The 17,889-nt window shown below is 70.3% G+C and carries 18 protein-coding genes; 9 read left to right on the top strand and 9 right to left on the bottom strand.

Going from position 1 to position 17,889, the window contains the following annotated elements; all coding sequences use genetic code 11:
• Positions 1–115: 115 nt before the first annotated feature.
• Positions 116–814, bottom strand: coding sequence for a metal-dependent transcriptional regulator (locus QM517_RS00995; RefSeq protein WP_077051987.1), 699 nt, complete (start codon positions 812–814; stop codon positions 116–118).
• 96 nt (positions 815–910) lie between these two features.
• On the opposite strand from QM517_RS00995, the gene serC reads away from it, so the two are divergent.
• The gene (gene serC, locus QM517_RS00990; protein WP_283284514.1) at positions 911–2,032 is read left to right on the top strand and encodes a phosphoserine transaminase; all 1,122 of its coding nucleotides are present in this window, start codon (positions 911–913) and stop codon (positions 2,030–2,032) included.
• Positions 2,033–2,196: 164 nt separating this feature from the next.
• Here serC and QM517_RS00985 read toward each other — a convergent pair whose 3' ends face one another.
• On the bottom strand, positions 2,197–2,838 hold the full coding sequence (locus QM517_RS00985) for a DUF3027 domain-containing protein (RefSeq protein WP_283284512.1): 642 nt from the start codon (positions 2,836–2,838) through the stop codon (positions 2,197–2,199).
• Positions 2,822–3,205, bottom strand: a complete 384-nt coding sequence (locus QM517_RS00980; RefSeq protein WP_077051990.1) for a cold-shock protein — start codon at positions 3,203–3,205, stop codon at positions 2,822–2,824. The genes QM517_RS00985 and QM517_RS00980 overlap by 17 nt, the downstream gene beginning before the upstream one ends.
• Positions 3,206–3,312: 107 nt before the next feature.
• Between QM517_RS00980 and QM517_RS00975 the strand changes: the two genes are divergently transcribed.
• The 5 genes from QM517_RS00975 to QM517_RS00955 all read left to right on the top strand — a co-directional run bounded on the left by QM517_RS00975 (position 3,313) and on the right by QM517_RS00955 (position 9,565).
• The gene (locus QM517_RS00975) at positions 3,313–3,582 is read left to right on the top strand and encodes a multidrug ABC transporter ATPase (protein ID WP_077051991.1); all 270 of its coding nucleotides are present in this window, start codon (positions 3,313–3,315) and stop codon (positions 3,580–3,582) included.
• A 1-nt stretch (position 3,583) separates the two neighbouring features.
• Entirely contained in the window at positions 3,584–5,305 is a 1,722-nt protein-coding gene (locus QM517_RS00970; protein WP_283284509.1) for a helicase-associated domain-containing protein, read from the top strand.
• 47 nt (positions 5,306–5,352) lie between these two features.
• Positions 5,353–7,002 carry a DNA repair helicase XPB gene (locus QM517_RS00965; RefSeq protein WP_077051993.1) on the top strand — a complete coding sequence of 550 codons (1,650 nt, stop codon included), beginning with the start codon at positions 5,353–5,355 and terminating at the stop codon, positions 7,000–7,002.
• 69 nt (positions 7,003–7,071) lie between these two features.
• Complete coding sequence (locus tag QM517_RS00960; protein WP_077051994.1) at positions 7,072–7,764, top strand: response regulator transcription factor; 693 nt, start codon at positions 7,072–7,074, stop codon at positions 7,762–7,764.
• Between the two features lie 88 nt (positions 7,765–7,852).
• Positions 7,853–9,565 (top strand): sensor histidine kinase, encoded by a 1,713-nt coding sequence (locus QM517_RS00955; protein ID WP_238592387.1) that lies wholly within the window; start codon positions 7,853–7,855, stop codon positions 9,563–9,565.
• Between the two features lie 257 nt (positions 9,566–9,822).
• Here the strand turns inward: QM517_RS00955 and groL are convergent, their stop codons facing one another.
• The 5 genes from groL to QM517_RS00930 all read right to left on the bottom strand — a co-directional run bounded on the left by groL (position 9,823) and on the right by QM517_RS00930 (position 13,830).
• Positions 9,823–11,442, bottom strand: coding sequence for a chaperonin GroEL (gene groL / locus QM517_RS00950; protein ID WP_077051996.1), 1,620 nt, complete (start codon positions 11,440–11,442; stop codon positions 9,823–9,825).
• Positions 11,443–11,618: 176 nt separating this feature from the next.
• On the bottom strand, positions 11,619–11,822 hold the full coding sequence (locus tag QM517_RS00945) for a cold-shock protein (RefSeq protein ID WP_022877418.1): 204 nt from the start codon (positions 11,820–11,822) through the stop codon (positions 11,619–11,621).
• A gap of 134 nt (positions 11,823–11,956) precedes the next feature.
• On the bottom strand, positions 11,957–12,538 hold the full coding sequence (locus QM517_RS00940) for a LytR C-terminal domain-containing protein (protein ID WP_077051997.1): 582 nt from the start codon (positions 12,536–12,538) through the stop codon (positions 11,957–11,959).
• A gap of 35 nt (positions 12,539–12,573) precedes the next feature.
• Positions 12,574–12,828: a DUF3263 domain-containing protein gene (locus QM517_RS00935; RefSeq protein ID WP_077051998.1), complete on the bottom strand. Its 255-nt coding sequence runs from the start codon at positions 12,826–12,828 to the stop codon at positions 12,574–12,576.
• A 9-nt stretch (positions 12,829–12,837) separates the two neighbouring features.
• Entirely contained in the window at positions 12,838–13,830 is a 993-nt protein-coding gene (locus QM517_RS00930) for a DUF2332 domain-containing protein (RefSeq protein ID WP_283284500.1), read from the bottom strand.
• Positions 13,831–13,902: 72 nt separating this feature from the next.
• On the opposite strand from QM517_RS00930, the gene msrB reads away from it, so the two are divergent.
• Together msrB and QM517_RS00920 are read left to right on the top strand one after the other, a co-directional pair.
• Entirely contained in the window at positions 13,903–14,310 is a 408-nt protein-coding gene (msrB, locus tag QM517_RS00925) for a peptide-methionine (R)-S-oxide reductase MsrB (RefSeq protein WP_077052000.1), read from the top strand.
• On the top strand, positions 14,307–14,876 hold the full coding sequence (locus tag QM517_RS00920) for a nitroreductase family protein (RefSeq protein ID WP_077052001.1): 570 nt from the start codon (positions 14,307–14,309) through the stop codon (positions 14,874–14,876). Before msrB ends, QM517_RS00920 begins: the two co-directional genes overlap by 4 nt.
• Positions 14,877–14,897: 21 nt before the next feature.
• Here QM517_RS00920 and QM517_RS00915 read toward each other — a convergent pair whose 3' ends face one another.
• Complete coding sequence (locus QM517_RS00915) at positions 14,898–15,842, bottom strand: DMT family transporter (RefSeq protein WP_283284496.1); 945 nt, start codon at positions 15,840–15,842, stop codon at positions 14,898–14,900.
• An 85-nt stretch (positions 15,843–15,927) separates the two neighbouring features.
• Between QM517_RS00915 and QM517_RS00910 the strand changes: the two genes are divergently transcribed.
• Positions 15,928–17,835: an amylosucrase gene (locus tag QM517_RS00910; RefSeq protein ID WP_374114642.1), complete on the top strand. Its 1,908-nt coding sequence runs from the start codon at positions 15,928–15,930 to the stop codon at positions 17,833–17,835.
• The last annotated feature ends 54 nt before the right edge of the window (positions 17,836–17,889 follow it).

Here is a 17,889-nt window from a genome sequence, read left to right as displayed (position 1 = left end):
CGGGCTTCTCGCCTGTGGACCCTCAGAGGCTACCCGAAGATAACGAAACTGTCACGCCTAGCGACGGGGTGTACAGGCGATGTCCGGGATACGACGATCTCCCGCGTCGACGCGATCAGGCTTCGTCGACGAGGAAGATGTGCGAGGCGACCTCGACGGGGAGCTCGAGCCCCTCGTCGACGCCGTCCATCTCGACGAGCACGTACCCCTCGTTGAAGCGGTAGTGGCCACGCGCCCCGGGGAGGACTCCCGCGGCCTTGAGCTGCTGGAGCAGTTCGGGATCGACCTGCGCCGGCTCGGCCAGACGCCGGACCGTGCCGGAGATGGGCTCCCCGGCATCCGTCAGCTTCCGCACGAGGCCCACGACGCCTTCTTCGAAGGTCGCCCCGGCCACGTCGCCCAGCTGGTCGAGGCCCGGGATGGGGTTGCCGTACGGGGACTCGGTGGGGTGACCGAGCAGCTCGACGAGCCGACGCTCGACCTGCTCGCTCATGACGTGCTCCCAGCGGCAGGCCTCGTCGTGCACGTAGGCCCAGTCCAGGCCGATGACATCGCTCAGGAGGCGCTCGGCGAGACGGTGCTTGCGCATGACGTCGACGGCCTTCTGCCGCCCGTCGCCCGTGAGCTCGAGCCGGCGGTCTTCGGAAACGACGACCAGGCCGTCGCGCTCCATGCGCCCCACGGTCTGCGAAACCGTCGGACCGGAGTGGCCGAGCCGCTCGGAGATGCGCGCGCGCAGCGGAACGATGTTCTCTTCCTCGAGCTCGAGGATCGTGCGCAGGTACATCTCGGTGGTGTCGATGAGATCGGTCATTCAGGAGTCCTCGGGCCTCGTAGCGGTCCTCCCAGCCTACCGACCCCCTCCGACACACGCGCCGGACGCGACGGACCCCCGCCCTAGAATCGACGCATGCCGCACGTGGACCTTCCCACCGACCTCCTGCCCGCCGACGGCCGCTTCGGATGCGGCCCCTCGAAGGTGCGCGGTGCGCAGCTCGAGGCGCTCGTCACCCGCGGGGCGACGATCCTCGGGACCTCGCACCGCCAGGCACCCGTCAAGAACCTCGTCGGCAGCACGCGCGAACGACTCGCCGAGCTGTTCCGCCTGCCCGAGGGGTACGAGATCATCCTGGGCAACGGCGGGTCGACCGCATTCTGGGATGCCGCCGCCTTCGGACTCATCGAGAACCGCAGCCAGAACCTCGTCTCGGGCGAGTTCGGCGGCAAGTTCGCCGCCGCCGCTGCCGCTCCGTGGCTGCAGGCGCCCGACGTGCGTCGCGCCGAGCCCGGCACCCGGGCCGGCGCGGAAGCCGTCGAGGGCGTCGACGTCTACGCCTGGCCGCACAACGAGACCTCCACCGGCGTCGCCGCTCCCGTGACGCGTGTGCACGGGGATGCCGGAGCCCTGACGGTCATCGACGCGACCAGTGCCGCGGGCGGCATCGACTTCGACGTGACGCAGGCCGACGTCTACTACTTCGCCCCGCAGAAGAACCTCGGTTCGGACGGCGGTCTCTGGTACGCCGCGGTCTCACCGGCGGCGATCGAGCGCATCGAGCGTATCGCGGCATCCGATCGCTACATCCCGGAGTTCCTGAGCCTGAAGAACGCGGTCGACAACTCGCGACTGCAGCAGACGCTCAACACGCCGGCGCTTGCGACCCTCCTGCTCCTCGACGAGCAGCTCGGCTGGATCCTCGACAACGGCGGCCTGTCGTGGGCCGGCGCCCGTACGCAGGAGTCCTCGTCCGCGCTGTACGCGTGGGCCGAGGCGAGCGAGGTCGCGACCCCGTTCGTCGCCGACCCCGCCGACCGCTCCCCCGTCGTCGTGACCATCGACTTCGACGAGTCGATCGATGCCGCCGCGATCGCGAAGAGCCTGCGCGCCAACGGAATCGTCGACACCGAGCCGTACCGCAAGCTCGGCCGCAACCAGCTGCGCATCGCCACGTTCGTCTCGATCGAGCCCGACGACGTGCGCCGCCTCATCGGCGCGATCGACTACACGATCGAGCACCTGCCCTCGGCCTGAGCCCCTCTCGACCGGAAGCCGTCCCGACCTGCGCGGGGCGGCTTCCGCCGTTCCCGGGAGCAACGCAGCTCGGTCAGAGGCGCGCGCGACAGCACCGAGGCACCCTCGTCGGAGCCCCCGCCATCCGAGGAACCCGTGTGGGACTCCCCGGACGGCCGGTCGACTCAGTAGCTGCGCTCGCGCTCGTCGTCGTCCCCGTCGGGATCGTCGTCATCCTCGGCGTCGTCGTCCTCGGCGTCGTCGTCCTCGGCGTCGTCGTCCTCGGCGTCTTCGTCGGCGTCGTCTTCGTCGTCGTCCGAAGCGCTGGCCGACTCGTCCAGCTCGTCGATGTCGACGCCGTCGAGGTCTCCCGCGTGCAGGCGCGCCTTCGGCTCGTCGTCATCGTCGTCGGTCTCGTCATCGGCGTCGTCATCGTCGTCGTCGTCGTCGAGGTCGTCGGCCAGCTCGTCGTCGGACTCGTCACCGGCGGCGGCCGCCGCGGCCTGGGCGGCCTGGTATTCAGCCAGGCGCTGGGCCCACGGCACCCAGTCGGGAGCCAGCAGCGCGCCGTCCCCGGGCAGCAGTTCGGCCTCGAGCACGGTCGGCTCCGAGTCCTCGACCAGCGCGACGGTCACCGTCCAGTACCACCCCGGATACCCGGCGAGACGCGTGTGGAATCGCAGCGAGACGACGTCGTCGGCCTCCACGACGTGACCGGCGGCCGGTCCGACGGTCTCGGCCGGAGTGATCTCGTGGAGCGCGGCCAGCGCCAGGTCGTGCGCGTGGAGGAGCCGTTCGTCGGCGACGGGCTCAGGCTTCGAAGTCATCGGCGACCTTGCGCAGGACCGCGGCGATCTTCTTGGCGTGCGCCCCGCTGGGGTAGCGCCCGCGACGGAGGTCGCCCCCGATGCCGTCGAGGAGCTTCACGAGGTCTTCGACGATGATCGCCATGTCGTCAGCGGGCTTGCGCGACCGCTTCGCCATGCTGACGGGAGCCTCGACCACGCGCACGGAGAGGGCCTGGAGGCCGCGCTTGCCGTCGGCGACGCCGAACTCCAGTCGCGTGCCGGCCTTCGGCCCGGGGGTCCCGGCGGGCAGGGCGGTGGCGTGCAGGAACACGTCCTGGCCGTCATCGGTGGTGATGAAGCCGAAGCCCTTCTCGTCGTCGTAGAACCTGACCTTGCCGGTGGGCATGGACACCTCGCTGGATATGTGCGCGAAGAGCGCGGCGGAACACGGGACCCGATCGGATCCCGGCCCCCCAGCCTACGGCACGGCCGCCAGGCAGTAGGCTGACGACGATGAGCACGCGCACCCCCGACGGCGACGTCCCGATCCGTCGTATCGACCGGATCCTGGCCTTCATGTCCCTCGGTCTCGGGATCCTGTCGATCGTGTGCTTCTTCACCGTCATCCTCGCGCGACCCGCCGGCGTGACGAACTTCGGCGAGGGCATCTGGCCCACCGTCGTGGTCCTGCCCCTGATCGCCCTCCCGATCGCCTTTCTCATGATGATGGCCGTGCTCATCATGAGCTTCGTGCGAAGGGCACGCGCCAACAAGGGACGCTGACGTGGCCGAGACCTCCGACCAACGTGCGCTGGCGGTCTCGCTGAGCGCGTTCGACGACGAGGTCCTCGCCCGCCTCCTCTCCGATCGCCACGTGTCGGCCTCCGCGACGTGGCGCGACATGTTCGACGCCGCCGACGCGCTGCTCGACCCCGCCTCGATCGCACGCGCGCTGCCGTTGCTCGCGCGCGTGGAAGCCGAAGCGCTCGTCGCCGCGGTGGACGACGGCATCCCGGCAATCGGCCCCGTCGGTCGTGCGCTCCACGATCGCGCCCTCGTCGACGACGACGGCCGCGCCTACGCCGCGGTCGCGACCGCCGTGAAGGACGCGGCTCCCGACGGGTTGCCCGCGGCATCCTCGGATGCCGTCGCCGAGGCCTCGGACGACGCAGCCGCCGCCGAGTCGGCCTTCACCAACGCCGCGGCGCTGGCCGATGTCCTTCTGCTCACGCTGGAGTCCCCCCTCGGACGGATCGGGTCGGGGTCGCTCGGCGCGAGCGAACGCCGGCGACTCGTCGATGCCGGAGCCGCCCCGTCGGGGGAGGAAGCCGATCTGCTGGTGGGCCTGGCCGCCCGCACGGGCTTGCTGGGCACGAACGGCCGCGCCTGGCTCGTGACCTCGGCAGGGCGCGCGTGGCTGCGTCTGCCCACGCTCGAGCGGTGGGCATCGACCGCCCGCACGTTGCGCGACACGCTGCCCCGGGCCTACCGCGCACCCTCGGGCGGGTGGATGCCGCAGCCCACCTGGGCCGGAGCCACCCCTTTCGACCCCGCCGGACCCGAGCGCGCCGCGCGATGGACGCACCGCCTGCGGGCATGGGGCCTCCTCGACGCCCGCGGCGCGGTTCCCCCCTGGGGTCGGGGTCTGGCCGAGGGCGCCGACGTCGACACCTCGGTCCTGCGCGACCTGCTCCCGCCGGAGGTCGACAAGGTCTACCTGCAGAACGACCTGACCGCGATCGCGCCGGGGCCGCTCGCCCCGCACCTCGATGTCCGGCTGCGCGGGATGGCGGCGCGCGAGTCGCGCGCGCAGGCGTCGAGCTACCGATTCAGCGCGGCGACGATCGGCGCGGCCATCACCGCCGGCGAGACGGCCGACAGCCTCCGCGACTTCCTCACCGGGATCTCGCTCACCGGGCTGCCGCAGCCGCTCGCCTACGTCATCGAACGCACCTCCGCGGAGCACGGGAGGGTCCGCGTGAGTGCGGACACGGCATCCGGTCTCACCACTGTCCGCACGGACGACGAGACCCTGTTGCGCGCGATGGAGGTCGACACGTCGCTGCGTTCGGTGGCGCTCAGTCGCTCGGACGACGAGCTCATCACGCACGTCGCGGCCGACGTCGTGTTCTGGGCCCTGAGCGACGCCCGGTATCCGACGGTCGCCGTCGACGCGGACGGGCGCCCACGGGCGGTCGAGCGGGCGAAGCTGGCCGCGGCCGCGACACCCGACGAGCCCTCCGAGCTCTACGGTCCGCTCATCGCGCGCCTGCGGGCCGGCGGCGAAGACTCGGATGCCGCGTGGCTCGAGCGCGAACTCGATCAGGCGGTGCGCGCTCGCGCCGTGATCGACGTCACTGTGCGGCTGCCGGACGGATCCGCGCGCGTGTTCCGACTCGAGGCCACGGGACTCGGCGGCGGGCGCCTGCGCGGGCGGGATCGCGCCGCAGACGTCGAACGCACTCTGCCGCTGTCGCACATCGACTCGATCAGCCCGGCCTCCTGAGCGTCGACCGGCGACCCGCTCCCGACGCACCGGTAGAATCGAACGCTATGGCTGACGGTCCCCTCATCGTCCAGAGCGACCGCACGGTGCTCCTGGAGGTCGCGCACCCCGATGCGGAGACCGCGCGGCACGAGCTCGCGGTCTTCGCAGAACTCGAGCGCGCTCCGGAGCACATCCACACGTACCGCATCACGCGGCTCGGGCTGTGGAACGCGCGCGCGGCCGGACACGACGCCGATGCGATGCTGCAGACGCTGGACCGGTGGTCGCGGTTCCCGGTCCCGGCGTCCGTGAGCACCGACATCCGCGAGACGGTGGGCCGGTACGGACGTCTGGTGATCGAGCGCGACGAGGACGGGGCGCTCGTGCTGCGTTCCACCGACCCCGCGGTGCTCAGCGAGGTCTCGCGCAACAAGCGGATCTCTCCGCTGCTCATCGGCCACCCGACTCCCGACAGCTACACGGTCGACGCGTGGGCGCGCGGCCACATCAAGCAGGAGCTGCTGAAGATCGGCTGGCCGGCCGAAGACCTCGCGGGGTACACGCCCGGGACGCCCCACCCGATCGATTTGGCCGAGGACGGCTGGAAGCTGCGTCCGTACCAGCGGCAGGCGGTGGAGTCGTTCTCGGAGGGCGGCTCCGGAGTCGTGGTGCTTCCCTGCGGCGCGGGGAAGACCCTCGTCGGCGCGGGCGCGATGGCCGAGACGCGGACGACGACCCTCATCCTCGTGACCAACACGGTCAGCGCGCGCCAGTGGCGCGACGAGCTCCTCCGGCGCACGAGCCTGACCCCCGAGGAGATCGGCGAGTACTCCGGCCAGTCCAAGGAGATCAAGCCGGTCACGATCGCGACGTACCAGATCCTGACGGCGAAGCGCGGCGGGAAGTACGCCCACCTGGCCCTCCTCGACGCGCTCGACTGGGGGCTCGTCCTCTACGACGAGGTGCATCTCCTTCCCGCGCCGGTGTTCAAGCTCACCGCCGATCTGCAGGCCCGCCGCCGTCTCGGACTCACCGCAACCCTCGTGCGCGAGGACGGACGCGAGGGCGACGTCTTCAGCCTCATCGGCCCCAAGCGGTTCGACGCGCCGTGGAAGGAGATCGAGGCCCAGGGCTTCATCTCCCCCGCGGCCTGCTACGAGGTGCGCATCGACCTGCCCGCCGACGAGCGGCTCGAGTACGCCGCCGCCGCCGACGAGGATCGGTACCGCCTCGCGGCGACCGCACCGGCCAAGATCGACGTCGTGCGGCGCCTCGTCGATCGGCATCCGGGCGAACGCGTCCTCGTGATCGGACAGTACCTCGACCAGATCGACGAGCTCTCGGAAGCGCTCGATGCGCCGAAGATCACGGGCGCCACGCCGGTCTCCGAACGCGAGGAGCTGTTCCAGGCCTTCCGCGAGGGCGAGATCTCGCTGCTCGTGGTGTCGAAGGTCGCGAACTTCTCGGTCGACCTCCCCGAGGCCTCCGTCGCCGTGCAGGTGTCGGGCTCGTTCGGGTCGCGCCAGGAGGAGGCGCAGCGCCTCGGCCGTCTGCTCCGGCCGAAGCAGTCGGGCCACACCGCGAGCTTCTACACGCTCATCGCCCGCGACACCGTCGACCAGGACTTCGCGCAGAACCGTCAGCGTTTCCTCGCCGAGCAGGGCTACGCCTACACGATCCTGGATGCCGAGGGGATCGTCGCCGAGGCCGCCTGAGCACTACCAGGACTCGGCGTTTCTCGCGATATCCAGCGGTTCCTTGGGTGGAGTCACGATAATGGGCGCATGACAGCACCGCGCATCCTCGTCGTCGACGACGAACCCAACATCCGCGACCTGCTCATCACGAGCCTGCGTTTCGCCGGATTCCAGGTCCGCGCCGTCGCCAACGGCGCGCAGACCATCTCCGCGGTCCTCGAGGAGGAACCCGACCTCATCGTGCTCGACGTGATGCTGCCCGACATGAACGGGTTCAGCGTCACCAAGCGCCTGCGGGGGGCCGGTTACACCGCCCCCATCCTCTTCCTGACGGCCAAGGACGAGACCGAGGACAAGATCACCGGCCTGAACGCCGGCGGCGACGACTACGTCACCAAGCCGTTCAGCCTGGATGAGATCGTGGCCCGCATCCAGGCGATCCTCCGCCGCACGATGCAGGCGGACGAGGAGTCGGTGATCCGCACGGGTGAGCTGACCATGGATCAGGACACGCACGACGTCAACGTCGGCGACGTCTCGATCGACCTCAGCCCCACCGAGTTCAAGCTCCTCCGCTACCTGATGCTGAACCCGAATCGCGTGCTCTCCAAGGCGCAGATCCTCGACCACGTCTGGGAGTACGACTTCAACGGCGACGCGGGCATCGTCGAGAGCTACATCTCCTACCTGCGCCGCAAGATCGACCCGCACTCCTCCGAGCCGCTCATTCAGACCAAGCGCGGATTCGGCTACATGCTGAAGTCCGGCAAGACCGCCTGAGCGGAGCGCGATCCTGGAGAACTCCGACGATGCACTGACGCACTGGTGGCGCCGGCTGAGCCTTCGCACGAAGGTCACCGGCGTCACGGTGACGCTGCTGGCCGTCGGGCTCGTCGCCGCCGGCATCGGCACGCTCGTGTTCCTGCGTACGACGCTCATCAACAACCTCGACGAACAGCTGGGCCAGCAGGCGGCGGGCAACATCGCCAACAGCATCTTCGTCACCGATGACGTCGAAGGCCAGCTCACCTTCACGCAGGTCGACAACGCCCCGCAGATCGGCTCGATGGTCGTCGTCTACGGTCCCGACGGGCAGCGCGTGGCGTTCTACAACGGCACGGCGATGAAGACCGTGCCGCAGTTGCCCGAGACCTTCTCGGTCGAGCAGACCTACAGCCAGGTCGACCGTCGCATCGACCTCGACGACCCGGTCTCCGGGCAGCACTTCATCGCGCGGGTGGGTCTGCTGCAGGTACCGGGCAACAACAGCTTTTACACCCAGATGGTCATCCAGCCGCTGGCGCCGACCGACCGGATCGTGGCGGCGTACGTCGGCATCTACGGTTTCGTGGCGCTGCTGATCCTGATCGCGAGCGCACTGTTGACGCGTGCCCTGGTGACGCTGACCTTCCGCAGCCTCGGCCAGGTCGAGACGACGGCCATGGACATCGCCGCGGGCGACTTCAGTCAGCGTCTGACGGACATCGTCCCCGACACCGAGGTGGGCCGGCTCAAGGCGGCGATCAACGCGATGCTCGGGCGCATCGACGGCGCCCTGAATCAGCGGGATGCCACGGTCCGGCAGATGCGCCGGTTCATCGGCGACGCGAGCCACGAACTGCGCACTCCGCTCGTGACGATGCGCGGGTACGCCGAGCTGTACCGGATGGGGGCGATCCGATCCGATGAGGACGTGGCCCAGGCCATGGAGCGCATCGAGAAGGAAGCCATCCGCATGGGTGCCCTCGTCGAAGACCTCCTCGCGCTCGCGCGCCTGGACGAGCGACGCGATGTGGCGATCACGACCCTCGATCTGCGTCCCATCGCCCGCGATGCCGCGCTCGACCTGCGCGTGACCTCCCCGCAGCGCGAGGTCACCGTCGACGACACGACCAGCCGCGCCGCCATCGTCCTGCCCGTCATGACGCTCGATCCCGAACTCCCCGCCGAGGACGGCGCGGCGACGCCCGGCCGACGCCGGACGGCGCCCACCACCTCGGCGATGGCGATCGCCGGTGCGACGCTCTCCCGACTCCGGCGTCGACGCGACGCCGGCGACACCGCGGAGACCGAGGCGGCACCGAAGGGCCCGGTCGACGCGACCACGCCGCCGCGGCGGGTGGCGAGCCTGGCGCCGATCGTCCTCGGCGACGAGAACCGCGTCCGCCAGGTCGTTGCCAACCTCCTCGGCAATGCCCGCCGGTTCACTCCGGACGACTCCCCCATCGGCTTGCGCGTGGGGGTGGATGCCGAGACCGACATGGGGTGGATCGAGGTCATCGACCACGGCGAAGGTGTGCCCGAGCAGATCCGCGAGCAGATCTTCCAGCGCTTCTGGCGCGCCGACACCTCACGCACCCGCGAAACCGGCGGCTCCGGACTCGGCCTGTCGATCGTGGCATCCATCGTCGACCTGCTGCACGGGAAGGTCGAGGTGGCCGACACCCCCGGCGGTGGCGCGACCTTCCGGGTGTCGCTCCCGCTCGCAGAGCGTCGGGATGCCAGCGAGCACGCTCTCATCACGACGCAGCCGCTCGAGCGGCTCCCCGAGGCCCTCCGGCCCGAGATCGCCGACGAGTAGCCCCGCCGCGCGCTCCGCCGGGCGGTGACGGCTGCGCGGTGCTGCGCCGCGCTGCGCCGTGCCGGCCCGCGCCGCGCTGCGCTGACTTCGGGCGAACGCCCGCGCCGACCCTACCCACGCGTACGTTCGCGCCAAGTCAACATCGACCGAAACCGCCCGCGGCAGAGCCAAGGAGGCGAGGCCTCGTGGCCTCGCGCCCCGACGAAAGAACGCCCCCTCCCGAAGGAGGGGGCGTTCTTTCAGCGCTCAGGCGTGGATCAGAAGTCCATGCCGCCGGTCGGGTCGCCCGCGGGAGCGGCGACCTTCTCGGGCTTGTCGGCGACGACGGCCTCGGTGGTGAGGAAGAGACCGGCGATCGACGCGGCGTTCTGCAGCGCGGAGCGCGTCACCTTGGCGGGGTCGATGATGCCCTGCGCGAACAGGTCACCGTATTCACCGGTCGCGGCGTTGAGGCCGTGGCCCACGGGGAGCTCGGAGACCTTGTTGGCCACGACGCCGGGCTCGAGGCCGGCGTTGAGGGCGATCTGCTTGAGCGGAGCCTCGATGGCGACGCGGACGATGTTCGCACCCGTGGCCTCGTCACCGACGAGCTCGAGGTTCGCCAGAGCCGTCTTGCCGGCCTGGATGAGCGCGACGCCACCACCGGCGACGACACCCTCTTCCACGGCGGCCTTGGCGTTGCGCACGGCGTCCTCGATGCGGTGCTTGCGCTCCTTGAGCTCGACCTCGGTCGCGGCACCGGCCTTGATGACGGCGACGCCACCGGCGAGCTTGGCGAGGCGCTCCTGGAGCTTCTCGCGGTCGTAGTCGCTGTCGGTGTTCTCGATCTCGCGGCGGATCTGGGTCACACGACCCTCGATCAGCGCGGAGTCACCGGCACCCTCGACGATGGTCGTCTCGTCCTTGGTGATGATGACCTTGCGCGCGCGGCCGAGCAGGTCGACGGTCGCGTTCTCGAGCTTGAGGCCCACCTCTTCGGTGATGACCTGGCCGCCGGTGAGGATCGCGATGTCCTGCAGCTGCGCCTTGCGACGGTCGCCGAAGCCGGGCGCCTTGACGGCCACCGACTTGAAGATGCCGCGGATCTTGTTGAGCACGAGCGTCGCAAGAGCCTCGCCCTCGACGTCCTCGGCGATGATGAGGAGCTCCTTGCCCTCCTGGATCACCTTGTCGACGATGGGCAGAAGGTCCTTGATGTTCGAGATCTTCTGGTTCGCGATCAGGATGTAAGGGTCTTCGAAGACCGCTTCCTGACGCTCGGGGTCGGTGACGAAGTAGGGGTTGATGTACCCCTTGTCGAAGCGCATGCCCTCGGTGAGCTCGAGCTCGGTGCCGAAGGTGTTGGACTCCTCGACGGTGACCACACCCTCCTTGCCGACCTTGTCGATCGCCTCGGCGATGAGCTCCCCGATCGCGGGGTCAGCGGCCGAGATGGAGGCGGTCGCGGCGATCTGCTCCTTCGACTCGACCTCCTTGGCCGAAGCGAGGAGCTCGTCGGTCACGGCCTTGACGGCCTTCTCGATGCCCTTCTTGAGCGAGATGGGGTCGGCGCCGGCCGCGACGTTGCGCAGACCCTCGCGCACGAGCGCCTGAGCGAGGACGGTCGCGGTGGTGGTTCCGTCACCGGCGACGTCGTCGGTCTTCTTGGCGACCTCCTTGACCAGCTCGGCGCCGATCTTCTCGTACGGGTCGTCGAGCTCGATCTCCTTGGCGATCGAGACACCGTCGTTCGTGATCGTGGGGGCGCCCCACTTCTTCTCGAGCACGACGTTGCGACCGCGGGGGCCCAGGGTCACCTTGACGGCGTCGGCCAGGGTGTTGAGGCCGCGCTCGAGACCGCGACGGGCCTCTTCGTCGAAAGCGATGATCTTTGCCATAAGTTTGTCGTCCCTCCCGGACGGGTGACTTCCAGTTTTTGGCACTCGACGAAAGCGAGTGCTAATTCATTCTGGCACTCGCCCCTGGTGAGTGCAAGCCACACGACACCCCCGGACACGACGACGCCGCGGCCCCCGTGAACGGGGACCGCGGCGGGCGGGAAAGCGAGAGGCGGTCAGGCGATGAGGCGGACCGACTCGGCCTGCGGGCCCTTCTGACCGGACCCGACGGTGAACTCGACGGCCTGTCCTTCCTCGAGGACTCGGAAGCCGGACATCTCGATGTTCGAGTAGTGGACGAAGACGTCCTGGCCGTCCGTCACGGTGATGAAACCGTAACCCTTCTCGGCGTTGAACCATTTGACGGTGCCCTGGGCCATGCGAACTCTCCTGTTGCTGAACGACGTGGTCATCGTAAGCACGGGGAGCCGCGTGATTCCGGCCCGGGAGGCCATTGTTGACACGGCGGCATCCAACTTTTTACGCCGCGGAAACACCGGACGGCCGCGAGGACTCAGGGGGTGGGCTGGGTCGCCCTGTCGAGACCGATCACCACGACCAGACGCTTCTCGGCGCTTTCGTCGTCGGCGGTGTTCGGGTCGTCGGTGGGTTGGAGGAAGTCGCTCTGCGCGACCTCCGCGCCTCCGATCGCCGCGGCGAGGCCGAGCGCGGCCTGCTCGTCCGCCGGACTCTTGTAGTACACGGTCGTCGTGGCGAAGTCGGTCGTGTCGGAGTCGCCCGTCTGGACGGCGTCGCCCGACCACCCGAGGGCCACGATCTGATCCCGGAGGTTGCCCGCGAGGCCCTCGTCGGCGGTGCCGTTGAGGACGACCACCGAGTAGGAGGTGTCGATGGCCGGCGGAGTGGTCTCGGCCACGGTCGGCGTCGGCTCGGGATCGGAGGACAACGAGATCCGCCCGGATGCCACGAGCACCCCGAAGATCCCGACGACGATGAGGACGATCGTCGCCAGCGCGGCCCAGAGGAAGACAAGCCACCCGCGCGAGCGGGGGCGCTCCGCCCGGTGGGCGCCGACGCGGCCGTCACCGTCCGGAAGGTCGTCGAAGCGATCCCGCGGGAAGGTCGATCTGGGCATTGGACGATGTTACCGGTCGGTTCCCCAGCGTCCGATCAGCGTGACGCCGTGCGCCCGAGGCGCGTCCGGTGCTGCTCGGCGGCCTCGTCCCGGCGGCGGCGGAGGCGCCGCACCAGCATCGGGTCGTGCGCCAGCGCCTCGGGGTCGTCGAGCAGACGCCCGAGCAGCTGGTAGTACCGGGCGGGCGCGAGGTCGAACTCCGCGCGGATCGCCTCCTCCTTCGCGCCGCCGTGGCGACGCCACTCACCTTCGAACGCGAGGAACGCGCGGTCACGGTCGGAGAGAGGCACGACTTCACGCTACTGCGCACGGAAGGCGGATCCCGGATGCCACGCCACCCAAGCCCCGAGCGGGTCGACGCTGGCGAGGACCTCCCCGTCCAGCGCGAGCGCGAAGCCCCCCGGACGGAGGTGGGGCGTCTCGTTCCACGCATCGTGGAGGCCCCCGGCATCCAGGGTGACCCACCGCCCCGCGGCACGCGCGGCCGCGATGACGTCTCCGCGGTGACGCCGCGGCACGTGCGCGAGGACACCGGGCGTCGTGACGACCAGGGTCGCATCGCGCGGGGCGAGCGCCGCGAGCGCCGGGAGCGCTGCGGCCCCGTCCCCCTCGACGAGGAGGGGCGGATCGCCTGCGGCGATGTCGAGGGCCGCGGTGATCCGTTCGCGGCGGCCGTCCTCCCCCGGCCACACCAGCCCGGTGAGCCAGGCGCGATCGCGCGCGTCCCGCGCGTCGAGCGGCTCGAGGTCGATCCCTGCCCGCCACACGACCTCGGGGAGGCGCAGCGGAGGGTCGCCCTCGATCTCGGACTCCAGCACCACCGGGCTCGGTCCGTCCGACGGGTCGAGGCTCTGGACGGCGCCGTCCGCGGCGCGGAACCGGTACGAGTACCGGTCGAGGTAGAGGCACAGTCCCGCGCTGGCGCCGATCTCGATCAGCGCGATCGGCCTCTCGATGAGCGACAGCGCCGGCAGCAGCGCGGCGCATCGCAGCGGTTCGTTCGTCTGGAGGGTCCGCCGAGTGCACTCGTCGACGATCGCGTCGGCGTGCGCGACGACCCACGCGGCCCATCGATCCCCCGTCTCCATCGGCGCGCCGAGCAGACGCATGACCGCGAAGACGAGGGGCGGCTGGCGATGCGTGTCCGGAATCCGCGCCAGCACCTCCGCGACATCCGGATCGATCTCCACCCGTCGCGCCCAGTCCTGGTACACGCGGGAGCGGCCGCGCGCTTCGTCGCGGGCGAACCGCCCGTAGCGGTCGACGACGGCGGTCACGGCATCCTGGTCCACCCCGCGATTATCCCGCCACGGGCATCACCGGTCCGGGACACGAGACAATGGAGGGGACGAAGGAGACCACCCATGACCTACGCCGTCGAAAAGTCCGACGACCAGTGGCGGGCCGAGCTGACGCCCGAACAGTACGCGGTCCTGCGCCAGGCCGGCACCGAACGCGCCTGGACGGGCGAGCTGCTCGATGAGAGCCGCGCCGGCCTCTACGCGTGCGCCGCGTGCGGCGCCGAGCTGTTCCAGAGCGGCACGAAGTTCGACTCGCACTGCGGGTGGCCGAGCTTCTACGAGTCGGTGCGCCCCGAGGCCGTCGAGCTGATCGAGGACAACAGCCACGGCATGCAGCGCACCGAGGTGCGCTGCGCGAACTGCGGCTCGCACCTGGGCCACGTCTTCCCCGACGGGTTCGGGACGCCCACCGGCGACCGCTACTGCATGAACTCGCTGTCGCTGAACTTCACCCCCGTCGACGAGGCATGAGCGCGCTCGAGGCGATGCGCGACCGCCGGTCGTGGTCGAAGGTCACCGATCTCGCTCCCACCGGACCCGAGCTCGAGGCGTTCGTTGCGGCGGCCGGTCGCGTGGCCGACCACAAGTCGCTGCGGCCGTGGCGGCTCATCGAGATCCGCGGAGCCGACCGCGACGTGCTCGCGCGCGCCCTGAATCGAGCGGACGGCAAGAAGGGCCTGTCCTCGAAGCCGCGTCGCGCACCGCTCATCATCGCCGTGGTGGCCGATCTCAGCTCGAAGAAGATCCCCGCGTGGGAGCAGGAGGCCGTCGCCTCCGGCGTCGCCCACATGCTGAGTCTCGCTCTCGACGAGGCCGGGTTCGGCGTGTTCTGGCGCACCGACGACAACACCCGCAGCAAGGTGCTCGCCAAGGCCCACGGCCTGGCGAAGGGCGAAGTCCTGCTCGGCTGGCTGTACGTCGGTGGCAAGCCGGTGCGTTCCCGGCCGACCCGGCGCAAGACCGTGGATGCCGCGATGCACCTGTCGCGGATGCCGGGAGGCAAGAAGCGTCGAAAGGTCGACGAGGCGCGCCTCTGACCCGTCGTCGTGGCGGCGGCCTCAGCGGGGGCGCCGACGGCGCCACGGCAGCGCCGCCACGACGACACCGACGATCGCCACGGACGCGGCGAGCACGGCGATCGGCGTCGCCGGTGCCGCCGGCGCGGGCCAGACGGCATCCAGGACGACCGAGGTCGTGAGCAGGCCGACGACGGATCCGAGTCCGAGCAACAGGACACCCGTGCGCTGCACGATCACCGACGACAAGAAGATGTAGACCACCCCGACCGTTCCCCCCAGGTACAGCCACGGATCGGCGGGAAGGGCGCGGGGCGCCCCGACGATCGCGATGTGGACGAGCCCCGCGACGATGAGCACCGCCGTTCCGCCGGCGAAGTTCACGACCGTCGCCGCGAGGGGGCTCTGCACGCGCAGGCGCAGACGACCGTTCGTCCCCTGCTGCCACCCGACGCCGGCGCCGGCGACCACCGGAACGATCAGCATCCAGACCGGGATGCCGCCCACCCCGTCGCCCGTCAGCGAGACGCCGACTCCGGCGAGCGCCAACACGGCCCCGACGATCCGGCGGACGGTCACCGGAACCACTCCCGCCGGGCCGTGTCCGATGCGGTCGAGCAGGAGCCCGCCGGTGGTCTGGCCGGCGACGAATCCCACGGTGAACAGGGCGACGCCGATGGTCGCGACCGCGAGGCCCTGGCACGCGACGGTGAACGCCCCCGCCGCCCCGCCCCACAGCATCCAGGTGGGGACCGAGCGTTCGCGGACGCCCGCGACCAGACGCGCCAGCCCGGCGCGCCCCGCGGGGAGTGCCGCAGCGATCAGGAGCACCACGACCAGTCCCGATCCGAACGAGATCCCGCCCGCCAGCACGCCGTCGCCGATCTCGGCGCCGAGCGATCCGTTGACGCGGGCCTGCACGGCCGTAAGAGCGCCGATCAGGACGGCTCCGATGACGGCGATCCCCGGTGATCGTCGTGCCGACATGCATCCTCTTCCCTGGGCACCGCTCGCGTCGCGGGCCGTCGTCGATCGTACGTGCCCGCGCGCCGGTGTGGACCGGACGGCCCGGATGCGCGAGGCTTTCCGCGTGCCTCACCTCACCGCCGGCCCCGATGACGTCGCCGCAATCCTGTCCCAGCTGACCGCTGCGCGCACGGACCGCGAGTTCCTCGCGAATGTCGAGCTGCACCTCCCCCGGCTGCACGACCTGTTCCGACGCCTATACGGCGACCGCCCCGACGGTCTCGAGCGTCTCGCCTCGGTCATCGACCTCGCCCGCAGGTCGTGGACCGAGCGCCCCGCGGGACTCAGAGACGTCGATCGCGAGCGGGCGAGCGCCCCGGACTGGTTCGAGAGCGAGCGGATGCTCGGCGGGGTCTGCTACGTCGACCGGTACGCCGGTGGGCTCCGCGGCATCCGTGAGTCCATCCCGTACTTCCGCGAGCTGGGGCTCACCTACCTGCACCTCATGCCGCTGTTCGAAAGCCCCGAGGGCAACAGCGACGGGGGCTACGCGGTGTCGAGCTACCGCCGGGTGAACCCGGCCCTCGGCACGATGGAGGAGCTTGCCGAGCTCGCCGCGGAGCTGCGCCACGCCGGTATCTCCCTCGTCGTGGACTTCATCTTCAACCACACCAGCGACGAGCACGAGTGGGCGCGGAAGGCCGTGTCCGGGGAGGCGGGCTACGAGGACTTCTACCTCATCTACCCCGACCGCGAGATGCCCGACGCCTATGAACAGACGACGCGCGAGATCTTCCCCGACGACCACGCCGGCTCTTTCGTGCAACTGCCGGACGGCCGATGGATCTGGGCGACGTTCTACCACTTCCAGTGGGACCTCAACTACGCCAATCCCGCGGTGTTCGAGGCGATGGCCGGCGAGATGCTGTTCCTCGCGAATCAGGGCGTGGAGATCCTGCGGATGGATGCCGTGGCCTTCATCTGGAAACGGCTGGGCACGACGTGCGAGTCGCTGCCCGAGGCGCACCTCCTGCTGCAGGCGTTCAACGCGGTGCTGCGGATGGCCGCACCGAGCCTGCTGTTCAAGTCGGAGGCGATCGTCCACCCCGACGAAGTCGTCTCGTACATCTCCCCCGACGAGTGCCAGCTGTCGTACAACCCGCTGCAGATGGCGCTGACCTGGGAGGCTCTCGCCACCCGCGACGGACGCCTCCTGCAGCAGGCCCTCGAACGCCGACACGCCCTGCCCGAGGGCACCGCGTGGGTGAACTACGTGCGCAGCCACGACGACATCGGTTGGACGTTCGCCGACGAGGATGCGGAAGAGCTCGGCATCCAGGGGTATCCGCACCGGCGCTTCCTCAACGACTTCTACGTGGGACGCGTGGAGGGGTCGTTCTCGCGCGGCGTTCCGTTCCAGGAGAACCCGCGCACCGGCGACGCGCGCATCACCGGAACCACGGCGTCCCTCGCGGGGATCGAGGCCGGAGATGCGGGTGGCGAGGACCGGGTGATCCTCGCGCACGCGCTGGCGCTGTCCACCGGGGGCGTTCCGCTGCTCTACCTCGGCGACGAGGTCGCGCAGCTCAACGACTACTCCTACCGCCGCAATCGCGCCGAGGCCGGAGACAGCCGGTGGGTGCACCGCCCGCACCGCCCCGAGCAGAACTACGCCGACCGGACGGATGCCACGACCCCCGCCGGCCGCGTGTTCTCCCGGCTAACGCGGCTCATCGACGTGCGCCGGTCGACGCCCGAACTCGCCGGCAACGAGCTCATCGCGTTCGACGCGCACGTCGACTCGGTCGTGGCGTTCCTTCGCCCCGGTGATGCCGGCACCGCCGTGCTCGTGCTCGCGAACGTCGCCGACCACGCCGTCGAGATCGACGCGCTGACCCTCTCGGGCCTGGAACCGGATGCCATCGACCTCCTCGCCGACCGGCCCATCCCGCTCGCCGGCGGGCTGACCGTGCCGGCCCACGGGGTGCTGTGGTTGCGGGTGGGGCTGCGCTGACGAGCGATTCCGCGACAGTGGAGCTCGAATTCGCGCCGGAATCTCTCCTAGCCG

The organism is Microbacterium sp. IEGM 1404 (assembly GCF_030056775.1).
Classification (GTDB): Bacteria; Actinomycetota; Actinomycetes; order Actinomycetales; family Microbacteriaceae; genus Microbacterium.
Note: the sequence above shows the minus strand (reverse complement) of the source record. Positions and strands in the feature narration are given on the sequence as shown.